Genomic DNA, 13,839 nt, shown 5'->3' on the forward strand with positions numbered 1-13,839 from the left:
CCGGCTCCGTGCTCCACCCTTCGGCGGCCACTCGACCCCGGAAGGGAAACCCCATGCTGAACAAGGAAGACAAGACGCTGATCAAGAAGTCAGCGTTCCCCGCGACCGCCGTCCCGGACCCCCTCATGCGGATCACCGAGGACGTGTACGAATCGAAGCCCTACGGACCCGGCGACGGGCGCCCCGAGGGCTCCCGGTTCCACCTGCTCTACCAGGCCGGGACGATCGTCCCCCAGTCGGAGATCGACCGCCTGTACGCCCCGGCCGCAACCGTCACGACCGTCACCCCGGCCACCGGTCCAGCCGCGGGCGGGACCACCGTCACCATCAAGGGCACCCGCCTCGCCGGAGTCACCGCGGTCAACTTCGGCGCCACCGCAGGCACCGAGCTCAAGCGCATCTCCGACACGGAACTGCGAGTGAAGACGCCGGCGGGATCGGCGGGCGCCGCCAACGTCGTTGTCGCGGCCGACTCCGGCAACGTCACCAAGACCGGCGGCTTCACCTACGCGTGACCCCCGCCCCGGGGCGGGCCCCTCCAACCAGCAGGAGCCCGCCCCGAGGCAGGGCGCGACACAAACAGCGACCGGTGTGCAGGGTGCGCGCCGTCCGGACACGAAACCCCGAGAGGGAGCCCTCCCATGGCAGGCACCACCCGTACCCGTAAGACCGCGGCCGCAAAGCCCGCGGACACCTCCGACGCCATCACGGCGGCCGCGGAGCCGGTCAGCACCGAGGCGGCGGACGAGTCCGCGCCCGCTGCTTCAGACGACACCACGGCGGCCACCGAAGAGACGGCCCCGGCCAACAGCGCCGCTAAGGCACCCGAAGCCGCACCGCTCGAACCCCCGGCCGTTCAGGAACCCCCGGCCCCACCCGCCGCGCCCGTCTACGCGACGCCCACCGAGGTCATCCCCGACGCGGAGAACCTGGCCGAGGTCATCATCGACGACGCGACCAAGGAGCCGCCCGTCGACGTCGACGCCGTGTTCGTCCCGCTCACCGAGTACGGCTCCGTCCTTGTGTGCACCGTGCGCCTGGTCGAGCAGACGTTCCTCGGGCCGCACCGCAACCCCGTTCACCGGCTCCTCCAGCCTGCGGGCGCCCAGGTGTCCGAGAGCGTCGCTGCGCGCATCAGAGAGCGACTGCAGGAACAGGCCGATCGATCCGCCGACCAGACCGAGAACTAGGAGCCCGGGGTGTTCGACTACAGGCCCATGTTCGGCGGGGCGTACTACGACCCTGAACCTGCCGGCGGACAGGTCACCAGCGTGTCCCTCTACGACGGACCGGACCGCACGACCCTCGTGGCCGGCGCCGGACCGGCCGCTCGACTGCGCGCCGGTGTCTACCGGTTCACGCTGCCGGACGTGCCGCCCGGCCGCTACTGGGCCACCGTCGCCTTCACTCCGAGCGAGGGAGCCCAGCCCGTCAAGGACGAGTCCGTACGTCTCGACCTGCCCCTCGGGCTGGGCCTCGTCACCTCTCCCGAAGCCGTTGCCAAGGAACTCGGTGTCCCGCTCCCGCTCACCGCCGAGCAGCGCGACGACCTGCTCACCGTGATCCGCAAGGCACAGTCCGACGTCATCGGCTACCTGGGACAGCCCGTCATTCCCCAGCTCGTCACCCGCACCGCACTGACACCGCGCTGGGGCCGGGACAACCAGCTTGAGGACGCCGGCTCGTGGCCGTTCGAGGCCGACGACCTGGTCCAAGTCTCTGCCTACCGTGACCGCGGAGACGGCACCTACGATGTCGACTTCCGTGTCGGCTTCGACGGCGCCGCCGTCGACCCGGTCGTCCGGTACGTGACCACGCACGCCGCAGAGTCCGAACGGCTGCGGCCCGGTGGCGTCGCCTCCCAGGGCCGCCGTGTGTCCTCCGTCAGCGCGGAGGGACAGTCGATCTCGTACGAGGCCGCGCCGACCACCGGCCAGGCCGGCGCGCTGCCCGAACTCGCGAGTCTCTCCCGGTGGAAGCGCCGTCTGTTCCAGCCGCTCAACCGGCCCGTGCGCCCGCCGTTCCCGTACTCCTCGATCCGTGGCCGCTGACAGGGAGCTGCTGACCATGGCCGTTGTGCTGCCGAACGCCTCGCTCACGGTGTACGTGCTCGCCCACCCCTGGGCGCGCGACGCCAACGGCGTACCCGTGCCGCCGAACCCGAACCAGCAGCCTGCCGCGCGCGGCACCTGGCCCGGGTCGGTCATCGAGCAGGAAGACGGCTCCTGGTCCGTACGTCTCGACCCCAAGGCGTGGCCGGTCAAGGAGGGCGACACCGTCTCCGACGAGACCGGCCGGTCCTGGACCCTGTCGAGCCCGCGCAACCACGCTGTGCCCGGCTGCTCGGATGTCGACTACGTCCAGGCATCAGGCACCCTCAACCCGCCTGAGGTCGCGTGATGGCCAGTCCGAAGTTCACGCCCGCGCAGGGCCTGGAGGCGCGGCTCGCCCGCATGCTTGCCCCCGCGGTGCAGCGCATCGCCCGCCAGGTTGAGATTGAGGCGAAGCGCCTGGCCCCGCCCACCAAGCGGTGGGTGACCCTGGGCGACGACAAGGTCCGTCCCACCCACGTCTCCGCCAACGGGCAGGAAGTCCCCGGCAATCTGCGCTTCGAGGTCGACTCCATGCGCTGGGACATGGTGCACCGCGGTGTCGGCCCCACGACGTACATGCTCGAACCGCTCGACCAGAGCTCCCGCGCGGTCGCCAACCTCAAGAACTGCCGCTGCAGCGCACACAAAGACCCTCAGGGCATCGCCCGGCACATCAACACCGGTCAGCCGGTCGTCGCCGGGAAACGGGTCACGGTCACCGTGTCCGTCCAGGCTCCCAAGGTGGTCGAGGCCGAGGTGGGCACCGTCTACCCCGGCAAGCTGCGAGCCGACGGCACGTTCTTCATGTCCCGGGCTGCCGCGGCCGTTGCCGCCCGCCGCTAGGACAAGGCAACCTGTTCAACCGACGGGAGAGTCCGCAGGATGGATAGCAGACAATTAATGACCTCAAGCGTCGCGTCAGTGTCAGCCTTGATCTTTCCCTCTGCTTGCAAGAGTTGCTCACGCGACGGGTACGGAATGCCCTCCTCAGGAGGGGTGAGCATCTGGAGAGTCCGTCGAAGCGGCATCATTGCGGGTGTCGTCAAGCCATCTAGCTGCCTGCCTGCCTGCTGCAAAGCCGCGTAGGCCTCCGATGTCATCCACCTTCCACCCACCTCTTCGAGCCGAGGACGTACGTCACGGTCCAACCGATTCCAATCCTGTCCCACCTCAGCAAGCCACGTCTTGCGCTGCTTCGAGGTTGCGGTGCTGAAGATGGAATTAACGACCTCGTCCCTCTTCATGAAAGCGCCAATAACGGCTTCGGCCTGACTAGCGATACGCGGATTCGAGAGCGTCAACTGCTGGCTGCTGTAAAGGCTCCTCTCGGGTTTCAGTGCTTTCGCTAAAGCACTCAGTGTGAGACGCAGAATAGTGTTCGCCTGCCGCAAATCACGAAGATCGCTGAGCACCTGCGAGGCCGGGTTCGTGAAACCTCCAAGGAAGGTCTCTTGAAACCGGATCGAGACTTCCCGTCCTCGCCGAAGTGCGCTCCTTCGGATCGCTGCGTCAGCTTGCATGGCCCCTAGGTGAGAGAGAACAACCAAGGCGAACGGAACACCCAGCAGAAGGCCTGTGAAGCTGGACGTCAGGTTCGTCAGGAACTCGCGGTCTTTCCACCAGCCGTAGACATCCCCCGCCACACCCAAGGCAAGTGCGACAAAGCCGGCTGGAACGGAGGTCCAGACAGTCAATTGCACCGGCTTAGGTGTGTCCGCCCACCAGTTCCTGAATCTCCCGGCCATGAGCTCTGTCTCCCCTCGTTCATGCAGCAGGCGACACTACCGCGGTGGCTGGCCCACGGTGCCCGCTATGACTACCAACTCCACTCCAAAGAAGCCCGCCACTGCCGCCGCTGCGACTGCCACCGAGACTGCCCCGGCCCGCCCCGATCACGCTGCGGCCACCGACCCGGACGTCGTCGGCCCAGTCCTCCCGTTCGGCATCGAGCCCGTCACGGTCGTACTGGCCCACCACCACACCATCGACGGCACGGACTACCCGCCGGGCGCCAAGCTCCTCGTCTCCCCGGACTACGCCCAACGGCTGCGCGGCCAGGGCTACGCCACCCAGGTCTGATGAGCGATCTCACCCTGGCCGACGCAGATCCCGTCTCCGCGCTCCTGGCCTGGCTGCAGACACATCCGGAGGTCGCCGACGCGCTCGGCGGCCCCGGCCGTGTGTCCGGAGTCGAAGAGGCGCCCTGGCCGCACCTGCGCATCGACCACGGCCCCGGCGGAGACCTGCGAGACATGACCTGGGCCATCTCGCCCGAGGTGACGCTCGAAGCGTACGGCGACCCGGGCGGCTGGCCCGGCAAAGCCGAACTGCGGCGCATCCTGCTGCGCTGCGCTCAGGCCGCCCAGGCACTCGGCGAGGCACCTCATGTTGATGGCCGGCCGGTCCTCAGCGGCATCAAACCGTCCGGGCTGCTCGTGTGGTCGCCGCTGGTCAACGGCCAACCGAGGTGGGTCATGAACCTGTCCGTGACCGCGCATCCGTGACGACGCGACGTTAACCACCCCTGCTCTCCAAGGTGTCCGCGCCCCACCACCGGACACCAAGGAGAAGCCCGCCATGGCTGGCGAGACCACGAACAACAACGAGATTTTCATTCCTCAGCTCAGCCGCATGTGGCTGGCTCCCGTCGGCACCGTCGCCCCGGCTGACGCCACCGTGACCATGCCCGAGGGCTGGTACACCGTCGGGCTGTTCACCGAGGACTCCATGAAGTTCAACAGTGAGCCGAACTTCGAACAGGTCCGCAGCGCACAGTCGTCGTACCCCACCCGTACGTTCCAGACGACCGACGCGGCAACTGTCGAGGTGGACCTCCAGCAGTGGTCCATCCGCAACTTCAAGGCCGTGTACGGCGGCGGCAGCATCACGGCCATCTCCCCGGCCGCAGGAGGCGGGAAGCATTACCGGTTCGCGCCGCCCCGCATCGGCGGCCGCACCGAGATCGCTGCGTGCATCGAGGTCATCGACGGCGGCAAGCACTACCGGTACGTCATCCCCCGCACGATGCAGATGGAAGGCGTCTCCAAGGAACTCGCCAAGACCAAGGAATCCGTGCTGCCGCTGCGCCTGGCCGTCCAGGGCGGGGACGACACCGATGCCTGGTACGTACTGACCGACGACCCGGCGTTCCAGCCCCCGGCGCCGACGATCGCCACCGTCATCCCGGCAACCGGCCCGATCGCGGGCGGTACCGCCGTCACGATCACCGGCACCGACCTCGGCAGCGTGACCGCCGTCAAGTTCGGCACCACGGCCGGTACCGGTCTGATCCTCAAGAACGACACGGAGCTGTCCGTGATTTCCCCGGTCGGGACCTCCGGCGCGAAGGACGTCGTCGTCGTGTCCGCAGGTGGCGACGTCACCAAGACCGGCGGCTTCACCTACGCGTGACCGCCGTGCGGCCGCCCCTTCTTCACCCCGATCCGGCGGGGCGGCCGCACGGCGCGACACAAGCCGCGCAGCGCTGCCACTGTCCGCGCGCTGCCACACCCGGCACCCAGCTACGCACCCATGAAGAGGTCACGCAATGCCTTCGTCTTCGTACGTCATCGATCTGGACGCCGAGCGCCGCGAGGTTCAGCACCCCGACGGCATCCCGGTGAAGTTCCGGGGGGAACAGTTCCTCTTCCCGGCGGAACTGCCCGCGGCCGCGCTCGATCCGATCCTCTCCGACGAGCTCGACCTGGTCGGACTCCTGGGCGACGTCATCAACTCCTCCGACGGCGACGCCGGCATCAAGGAAGTTGTGGCCGCGCTATTCCGGCGTCCGGCCCTGCCGCGGAAGTTCCTCGAAGCGATCCGCGCGACGTACGCGGTACTCCTCGACGACCAGAACGAGGACTTCCTCGCCCGCAAGCCGTCCGTGCCCGACTACGTACGCCTGACGACCGGCCTGGCCAAGGTCTACGGGGTTGAGCTGGGAAAACTCTTTCAGTTGGGCGACTCCTCCGAGAGCGATGGCCAGACGTCGAGTCCGACCTCTCCCGCTTCCACGGAATCGACGCCCGACGCGTCTGGCTTCGTCCCGGACAGCCCGGATTCCTCGGAGTCCGCCGGCTGACGTCCCTCATCGACGGACTGCCAGACGACTCCCGGGTCCGGTCCGCGCCGCTCGGCGGCTGGACGAAGGTCACGGAGCTCCTGGCGCTCGTCGTGGAGGAAATCGGGCTCCTGGCCGCAGACCGGCGGCGTGAGGAGCCAACCACCGTCGTCCGCCCGTCCCGTTCCGTGTCCGCACCGCGCACTACCTCCGGCATGCCGCCGGGGTCGTCGCAGGCCGCCGCGGAGGAACCGGCGCCCCGCATGACCGGCCACCGCCAGATGCTCGCGGCCGCCATGCAGAGAGGAATGATCCGAAGTGGGTGAGGGTCTGCAGGCCGGTCGCCTCGACGTGCCGGTCGTCGCCGACCTTGCCGGTTTCGCGGCGAAGCTTCGCACCGAGGTAGAGACGGCCGCCGAAGGTCTGGCCGCCAAGATCAAGGTGGAGTTCGACCGCAAGGGGCTGCGGCGGCGCCTCAAGGACGTCGTCAAGGAGGCGTCCAAGGGCGTCACCGCGAAGGTCCGCGTGGAGATCGACGAGGACCGGTTCCGGGCGACGCTCGACCGGCTCCGTCGGCGTATCGACGACACCAACCTGAACCTGCCCGTACGGCCGGACGGGGACGGCGACAACAGCCGAGCCGGCGGACTCCTCGGCGGGCTGCGCACTCTCATCGCTGGCGCGCAGGGAGAGGCCGACCGCAACCCGGTCAACGTGCCCGTGCGCATGCGGATGCCGGGCGGCGGCCGCCGTCAGCTCCGCATGCTCGGCATCGGTGCGCTCGTCTCCGTGCTGGAGCCCGCCGTCGCCCTCATCGGGCAGTACGGCGCCGGGCTGACCGCCCTGGTGTCGGCCGCCGCACCGGCCGTCGGTGTCCTGGGGGCGATACCCGGTCTGATCTCCGCGGCAGGTTCCGCGGCGATCGGCACGAAGCTCGCGTTCTCCGGATTCGGTGAGGCGCTGAAGCAGTCCCTCGCCGCGCAGCAGATGCTCCGCGACGACGGCAAGGTCACCGAGGCGCAGCAGGCGAAGCTGGACCAGGCGCTCGGGAAGCTGTCGAAGTCGGCGAAGACGGCGGTCAGTTCGGTTTCTCAGCTTCAGGGCGCGTGGTCCAGGGTCCGCATGTCCATCAGCGAGCGGTTCTTTTCCAGGGTCGCCGACGACATCAAGCCCTTGGCGAAGGCGACCCTGCCGCTCCTGAAGAGCGCGCTCGGGGACTCCGCCGAGCAGATGGGTTCCCTCGCGGAGCGCGGCGCGAAGTTCATGCAGAGCGGGGTGTTCCGCAAGGACTTCAAGACCATCGCGGGCACCAACAGCAGGGTCGTCGGGAACCTGACCGACAGCCTCGCGAACATGGGCCGCACCACGCTCGACTTCCTCGTCGCGTCCGGGCCGTTCACCGAGCGGGTGAGCGCGGCCGGGGAGCGGATGACCCGCTGGTGGCGTGCGTCCGTCCGGGCCGGCCGGGAGACCGGCAGCCTCGCGAAGTTCCTGGACCACGCAGGCGACAAGGCCGCCCAGCTCGGCCGGGCGACCGGCAGCCTCATCAAGGGCATCGGCGGCGTCGGCAAAGCGTCCATGGACACCGGCAACGCGCTGCTGAACGGCCTTGAGGGCACCATGCTGCGCTTCGAACGCTGGGCCAACTCCGGCGCCGGCCAGCGGGCCATGCAGCAGTTCTTTTCCGATGCGGCGCCCGCGTTCCGCGAGATCAACATGCTGTTCGGGGACCTCATGCGGGGCCTCGGCCGGTCGATGCGTGACGGCGGCATCACCGACCTGGTGCGGCAGATCCGCACCGAGCTGATGCCCGCCCTCGGCTCCTTCTTCAGCGCGCTGGGCGAGACCGTCGGACCCGCCGTCATCTCCGTGATCTCCAACATAGCCACCGCGATCGGCGAACTGTCGGCCGCCGGCTCCGGGCTCGGCGTCCTCCTGATGACCTTCAACGGACTCCTGCAGATCTTCAACAGCGTCATGGCCGTCATCCCCGGGGCGAACACGGCGCTGGCAACGTTCCTGGGCCTGATGCTCGCCCTCAAGGTGATCACCGCAGTCGTGGGCATGATGCGCGGCTTCGGAACCTCCGTAATGGCTGCAGGAACTTCCGTACGCACCCTCGGCACCACGATGCGCGGCACCATGGGCCCCGGCGTCCTGGGCCCGCAGATCAGCATGTGGCAGCGCATGGGCCTCGCCTACGGAGCCGCAGCCACGCAGGGCAACCGCCTGACCGGCGCACTGCGGGGAGTCCGCGCTGCCAACTCGGTCGCCTCCCGCGCGATCGGCGGCATGACCTCCGCCCTGGGCGGGCCCCTCGGAATCGCCCTCATCGGCGTGACCGTCGGGCTCGGCCTCCTGGCCTCCCGGCAGGAAGCGGCCGCGCGCGCCACCCAGGCACACCAGCAGCGCGTGAAGTCCCTGACCGACGCACTCGTCGCGTCCGGCGGGGCGATCGACGCGAACGTCCGCGCGCAGGCCGCGGCAGTCCTCCAGGACACGGAACTCGCCGACGGCAAGGGCAAACTCGTCGACATGGCCCGCAAGGCGGGCGTCAGCCTCGGACAGCTCACGGACGCCTACCTCGGACAGGGCACGTCGCTGGGCGCCCTGCAGAAGCAGCTCCAGCAGACCGCGGACGATCACCAGATCTGGATCACGACCGCTCAGGGCGCCTCGCAGTCGTGGGACGACGAGGGCCTGGCCGCGATCCGCGCGAAGGACGCGATCGGCACCGTCAAGGGCGAGCTGGAGGACAGCCAGAAGGCCCACAAGGACCTCGCGAACGCCATCAACAACTCCGGCACCACCGGCACGTCGGCGTACGGGAAGCTGCAGGCCGCGGTCACGACGTTCAGCGACAAGACGAAGTCCGCGGACGAGCGGGTCAACGCCCTCAAGCGGGCACTGGACGCGCTCAGCGGCAACTCGCAGTCCCTCCACGACGCGCAGGCCCAGCTCAACGCGGTGATGCTGCAGATCGACGACACCATGGCGTCGAACATCAAGAAGGCCGAAGGGTGGGGCAAGGCGCTCGTCGACGCCGACGGGCTGGTCAGCACCACGACGAAAAACGGGCAAAGCCTGAACTCGCAGCTCCAGGAGCTGCGCGACGGGATGCTCGGCGTGGTCACCAGCTCGCAGCAGGCCGCCGAGCAGGGCACCATGCCGCTGTCCAAGGCCATGGACTTGAGCCAGCAGGCGATGGAGCGGGCCCGCGCGAAGGCCATCCAGCTCGCCACCGACATGGGCATCCCCAAGGCGCAGGCGAAGGCGCTCGCCGATCAGATGGGGTTCGTCCCGGACACCATCAACACGATCATCACCGCGAAGGGCATCCCGGAGGCGACCGCCCAGATCCTCGCCCTGATGGGGAAGCTCGACGAGCTCAAGCCGGGCCAGGCCATCCAGATCACGGCTCCCACGCTTGAGGCCCGCGGGCAGCTCGAAGCGCTCGGCTTCGTGGTGCAGCGCATCCCCGGGAGCAAGAAGGTGTCGGTGACGGCGCCGACCGGCGGCGCGCGCGTGAACATCGCCGCCTTGGCCGCGGACATCGCCAACGCCCCGGACAAGAAGAAGGTCACGGTCGAGGCGATCATCAAGCAGGCCGCCGGCGACCTGAAGAACGTGCAGGACAAGGTGGTCGCCCTGCCCAAGGGCAAGAGCATCGAGGTGAAGGCGCCCACGAAGGTTGCTCAGGGCGCACTCCGCGATCTCGGTTTCAAGATCGAGAACGTCGACAAGGGCGGCAAGACCGTCAAGATCACCGCCCCGAACAAGACACCGATCGCCCAGGTCCAGGCGATCCAGGGCAAGATCAACGGCCTGACCGGGCGGACCGTCACGGTCACCGTCAAGTACAACACCGTCGGCAAGCCGTCGGTGGTCTCCAACAACATGGACGGCGGAATCAAGAAGTTCGCCGACGGCGGCATCAACCGCTTCGGCTCGAACCTCGCGGGCCGCGTGAAGGCGTTCGCCAACGGCGCCGAGCAGCACATCGCACAGGTCGCCAAGGCCGGAGAGATGCGGCTGTGGGCGGAGCCGGAGACCGCCCCGGGCGAGGCGTACATCCCGCTCGCGCCCTCCAAGCGCAAGCGGAGCGCGGACATCCTCGACTGGGTCGCCAACTACTTCGGCGGCACCGTCGTGTACCCCGAGCGCGCCATGCGGCAGTTCGCCGACGGCGCGGTCTCTCTGAGCCGCAGCGTCCGCAGGAGCGGCACGAAGTCGTCCATGTCCCCGGCGGCGGCCGCGGCCGCCCCGCTCGTCGGGGGCGATCTCAACCTCAACATCGGCGCGGTCGCGTCCACCGGCACAGCCCTGGAGGACGCCATGTTCGAGCTGCGCCGCATCCGCCTGGGAGGCACCCCGTGAACACCGGCGAGTGGTACCTCGGGTACTACAGCTACGACAACCTGCCGGGCGCTGCACTGACGTTCGGGCGGCAGGCCTCGGGCATGTACTGCCTGAAAAAGCCCGACACAACGTTCGGCGAGGCCGAGGTGGGCGATGCGCCGATGCCCGGCGAGGACGGCATCCGTCTTGGCCGCGACTATCAGCGCACCACGACGGTGACGTTCGAGATCGGCGTCGACGGCGTCGACCGGGCCGTCGACCGGCATTACCCGCTGCGCCCCTGGGGGCAAGGGGCGCGGATCGGCGACTGGGACGACATCGAGGCGATCCGCGCGATCGGTGCGAAGCGCAATGAGAGTCCGGAGCTTCGGGCGGCCGACGGTGTGGACCTGATGCGGCAGGTGTGGCGGGCGGACGCGCTGCGTAAGAAGGCGAGCCGCGTGGCGTGGCTGCTGCACACGACTGCCGGCCGGACGCGGCGTCTGTACGGGCGGCCGCGGAAGTTCGCCGTGTCGGACTCGCAGTTGTCGCAGCAGGGCTACACCCCGCTCGTCGCGGACTTCCTCGCGGTCGACGACCGGTTCTATGACGACGTGGAGCAGACCGCGGAGATGTGGGACTACTCCCAGGGCGCCCGGCCTGGGCGTCCTGGGCGGCCAACGCTGCCCGGCTGGGAGACCGGCACGTCGAAGAAGACGGTGACGTTCCAGCAGCGGGGCAAGGTGCCCACCTTCCCTGTCATCACGATTCACGGGCCGTGCAAGAACCCGAAGGTCACGCTGACGCCCGGCCTGTGGGCGGTGCAGTTGTCCATGACGATCGCGCAGGACGACTACGTGACGATCGATCCGCGGCCGTGGATGCGGACCGTCATGCACTACTCAGGTGCGTCGTCCAAGAGCGTCGCGGACAAGCTGACCCGGGCAAGTCCGCGGCTGGCCGAGATGTACTTGCCGCCCGGGTACTGGACGGCGGCCCTGGCGTACACCAGCTCTTCCACCGGCCGGTTCGACGGGCCGCGCGTCGAGATCAAGTGGCGCAACGCCTTCGCCTGGTGGTGAGCGGGCGACACTAGGAGCCGCGGCCGCCCACGCTCTGCCTTTCTCGTACGGAGATCGGAGAGGTTCATGGGGTGGGACGGCATTCCCTGGTTCGTGGAGAACACCGCGGCGTCGGAGGAGACGCTGCGCCTGGTCGCCGAGGTGGCGGCGAGCGGCGGTGAGGGCATTGTCGGCCCGGCCGACCTGCTCGTCACCGCGCTCGAAGCCCCGGCGGACGGGGTGCAGGTGGGCCCCGGGGCGATGGTCGCGAAACGGCACTCGACGGCGGGCGGCGGGAACCAGGCGTACGCGGCGCGCATGCCGACGCCCGAGCAGGTGGGCATCGAGCCAACCAGTGCGGACGGCGGCCGCTCGGACCTGATCATCGCGCGGGTCGAGGACCCGTACGGCGGGGAGACGTGGCCGGCGCCGGAGGACCCCGAGATTGGCCCGTACGTGTTCACGCGGGTTATCCCCGACGTCCCGGCGGGCACGACGAGCGTCCTCGACGTCGACCCGGACTCCACCGCGGTCACCCTGGCCCGCATCGACCTGCCCGCGGGCACGAGTGCCGTCACCTCCGGCATGGTCAAAGACCTGCGGCAGATCGCGCGGCCACGTACCCAGAGCAGCCGCCGCTACCTCGCCGGCGCGTGGACGTCCCCCGACGATGTCGGCGCGATCAACGACGAGTGGGAGGCGTTCCCGCTGGGGGCGACCTGGACGGAGAGGGTTCCGGAGTGGGCGACGCACGTAGCCGTCCACGTTCACCTCACCGGCCTTCTGCACCCCGACACGGTGGAGGCCCGAGGCCAGCTGAGGGTGTCCTTCAACGACCAGCACGGGGTGGGCATGCCGTACGGGGTGATGCAGGCCGGCCGGGTCGCCGTGCAGGCCGGGCACAAGTTCCTTCTCGACCCCGCCGACCGCGGGCAGATGCGCGACATCGACGTCGAGGGCATCGGCACCACCGGCATCAACGGGGTGCTGCGCGCGGACGCGTACACCGTGCTGTCCGTCGAGCTGGTCTACTCGCAGGAACCGGTGAGCGGCTGATGACCTGGCGGTACATCGCCATGCGGGCCCTGACGAACGACTTCCTCGACTGGGACGTGCCGTTCGTGGCCACCTCCCCGCCGAAGCGGGAGCTGTCGGGGCCCGGCGCGATGCAAGGAACGGTCAATCCGGAGTACCTGCGGCTGATGGCGAAACCCGACGGGCTGCCGGTGATGGCGGAGTGGGCCACCGCGCTGTTCGCCGAGTTCAACGGGCACATCCGGTGGGGCGGCCTCGTCTCCAGCCTCTCGTTCGAGGGGCAGGCCATGAAGGTGTCGTGTGTCGGCTACAGCGCCTACCCCAACGGCATGCCCTACCTCGGGTCGACGATCCACTCCGGAGCCGTAATCCCCAAAAAGTGGGCATATGACGGCAAAGATAAGAATAACGACGGCTACATCGACGGCTCCAGCCCGAAGAAGAAGATGCCGAAACGGCCCGCCGACACCATCAGCTCCCGCTGGGACGCGTACGACGTCGTACGGCACATCTGGACCCACCTCCAGAGCTACAAGATGGGCAAACTCGGCCTCACCCTCGACAAGCACGACTCCGGGTACCAGCTCGGCGCGGCCTCCGGAAAGGACCCGTGGCAACTGCAGTGGTGGGACAGCCCCGACTGCGGCTCCACCATCACCGAGGTCCTGAACCTCGCGAAAGCCGACTACCTCGAACGGCACTACTGGGACGGCACGAAGGAGAAGATCCTCCACCACATCGACCTGGGCACCAAGCGGCTCGGCAGAGCCCGCAACGACCTGCGGTTCGCGCAGGGCGAGAACATCATCGAGATCGCGACACCGAACTACCAGGGCGACTACTACGCGAACAACGTGTACGTGCTGGGCAAGGGCACCGGGACGAAGACACCGCGGGTGCGGGTCGTCGCCAACGACAACCGGCTACGACGCGCAAAGATCATCACCCGCAAGTCGACGGCGAACACCAAGACGCTCACCGAGTACGGCAAGAAGGAACGCGCCAAGCACGCGCAAGAGCTGACGATCCCCTCCATCGCGATCCGGCAGCACGTCAACGCCCCTCTCGGCTCCTGGGCGCTCGGGGACCGCATCCTCCTCCAGGTCGAAATCCCCTGGCTGGGCGAACTCGCCATCTGGCACCGCATCGTCTCCGAGGAGATCGACCCGGCCGCCGGCACCGCGGTCCTGTCCCTGACCCGCGATGACTTCTACGGCTGACCAGGCCGCGACACTAACCCTGCCCCTCCTCC

General features: G+C 68.8%; 14 protein-coding genes. 13 read left to right on the forward strand and 1 reads right to left on the reverse strand.

The genetic code is table 11. The features are described 5' to 3' along the window. Positions 1-53: 53 nt before the first annotated feature. The 5 genes from ACZ60E_RS33400 to ACZ60E_RS33420 all read left to right on the forward strand — a co-directional run bounded on the left by ACZ60E_RS33400 (position 54) and on the right by ACZ60E_RS33420 (position 2,936). Entirely contained in the window at positions 54-515 is a 462-nt protein-coding gene (locus ACZ60E_RS33400) for an IPT/TIG domain-containing protein (protein WP_469445324.1), read from the forward strand. A gap of 126 nt (positions 516-641) precedes the next feature. Beyond that, positions 642-1,190, forward strand: a complete 549-nt coding sequence (locus ACZ60E_RS33405) for a hypothetical protein (protein WP_469445326.1) — start codon at positions 642-644, stop codon at positions 1,188-1,190. Positions 1,191-1,199: 9 nt separating this feature from the next. After that, entirely contained in the window at positions 1,200-2,051 is an 852-nt protein-coding gene (locus ACZ60E_RS33410; RefSeq protein WP_469445328.1) for a hypothetical protein, read from the forward strand. Further along, positions 2,041-2,400, forward strand: a complete 360-nt coding sequence (locus tag ACZ60E_RS33415) for a hypothetical protein (protein WP_469445330.1) — start codon at positions 2,041-2,043, stop codon at positions 2,398-2,400. Before ACZ60E_RS33410 ends, ACZ60E_RS33415 begins: the two co-directional genes overlap by 11 nt. Further along, the gene (locus ACZ60E_RS33420) at positions 2,400-2,936 is read left to right on the forward strand and encodes a hypothetical protein (protein WP_469445331.1); all 537 of its coding nucleotides are present in this window, start codon (positions 2,400-2,402) and stop codon (positions 2,934-2,936) included. Before ACZ60E_RS33415 ends, ACZ60E_RS33420 begins: the two co-directional genes overlap by 1 nt. Here the strand turns inward: ACZ60E_RS33420 and ACZ60E_RS33425 are convergent. Further along, complete coding sequence (locus tag ACZ60E_RS33425; protein ID WP_469445333.1) at positions 2,933-3,838, reverse strand: hypothetical protein; 906 nt, start codon at positions 3,836-3,838, stop codon at positions 2,933-2,935. The genes ACZ60E_RS33420 and ACZ60E_RS33425 overlap by 4 nt on opposite strands. Positions 3,839-3,905: 67 nt before the next feature. Between ACZ60E_RS33425 and ACZ60E_RS33430 the strand changes: the two genes are divergently transcribed. The 8 genes from ACZ60E_RS33430 (at position 3,906) to ACZ60E_RS33465 (ending at position 13,807) form a co-directional block, all read left to right on the forward strand. Then, positions 3,906-4,172, forward strand: coding sequence for a DUF7210 family protein (locus ACZ60E_RS33430; protein WP_469445334.1), 267 nt, complete (start codon positions 3,906-3,908; stop codon positions 4,170-4,172). Then, a complete protein-coding gene (locus ACZ60E_RS33435) occupies positions 4,172-4,597 on the forward strand; it encodes a gp17 family tail completion protein (protein ID WP_469445335.1) in 426 nt (141 codons plus the stop codon). The genes ACZ60E_RS33430 and ACZ60E_RS33435 overlap by 1 nt, the downstream gene beginning before the upstream one ends. Before the next feature lie 73 nt (positions 4,598-4,670). Beyond that, positions 4,671-5,504 (forward strand): IPT/TIG domain-containing protein, encoded by an 834-nt coding sequence (locus ACZ60E_RS33440; RefSeq protein WP_469445336.1) that lies wholly within the window; start codon positions 4,671-4,673, stop codon positions 5,502-5,504. A gap of 136 nt (positions 5,505-5,640) precedes the next feature. Continuing rightward, positions 5,641-6,174, forward strand: coding sequence for a hypothetical protein (locus ACZ60E_RS33445; RefSeq protein ID WP_469445338.1), 534 nt, complete (start codon positions 5,641-5,643; stop codon positions 6,172-6,174). Positions 6,175-6,471: 297 nt separating this feature from the next. Beyond that, positions 6,472-10,530 (forward strand): hypothetical protein, encoded by a 4,059-nt coding sequence (locus ACZ60E_RS33450; protein WP_469445340.1) that lies wholly within the window; start codon positions 6,472-6,474, stop codon positions 10,528-10,530. Next, a complete protein-coding gene (locus ACZ60E_RS33455; RefSeq protein WP_469445342.1) occupies positions 10,527-11,573 on the forward strand; it encodes a hypothetical protein in 1,047 nt (348 codons plus the stop codon). The genes ACZ60E_RS33450 and ACZ60E_RS33455 overlap by 4 nt, the downstream gene beginning before the upstream one ends. A gap of 66 nt (positions 11,574-11,639) precedes the next feature. Further along, positions 11,640-12,608 (forward strand): hypothetical protein, encoded by a 969-nt coding sequence (locus ACZ60E_RS33460; protein ID WP_469445343.1) that lies wholly within the window; start codon positions 11,640-11,642, stop codon positions 12,606-12,608. After that, entirely contained in the window at positions 12,608-13,807 is a 1,200-nt protein-coding gene (locus tag ACZ60E_RS33465; RefSeq protein ID WP_469445345.1) for a hypothetical protein, read from the forward strand. The genes ACZ60E_RS33460 and ACZ60E_RS33465 overlap by 1 nt, the downstream gene beginning before the upstream one ends. Positions 13,808-13,839 lie beyond the last annotated feature (32 nt).

This window comes from Streptomyces sp. NPDC102514 (assembly GCF_055584525.1).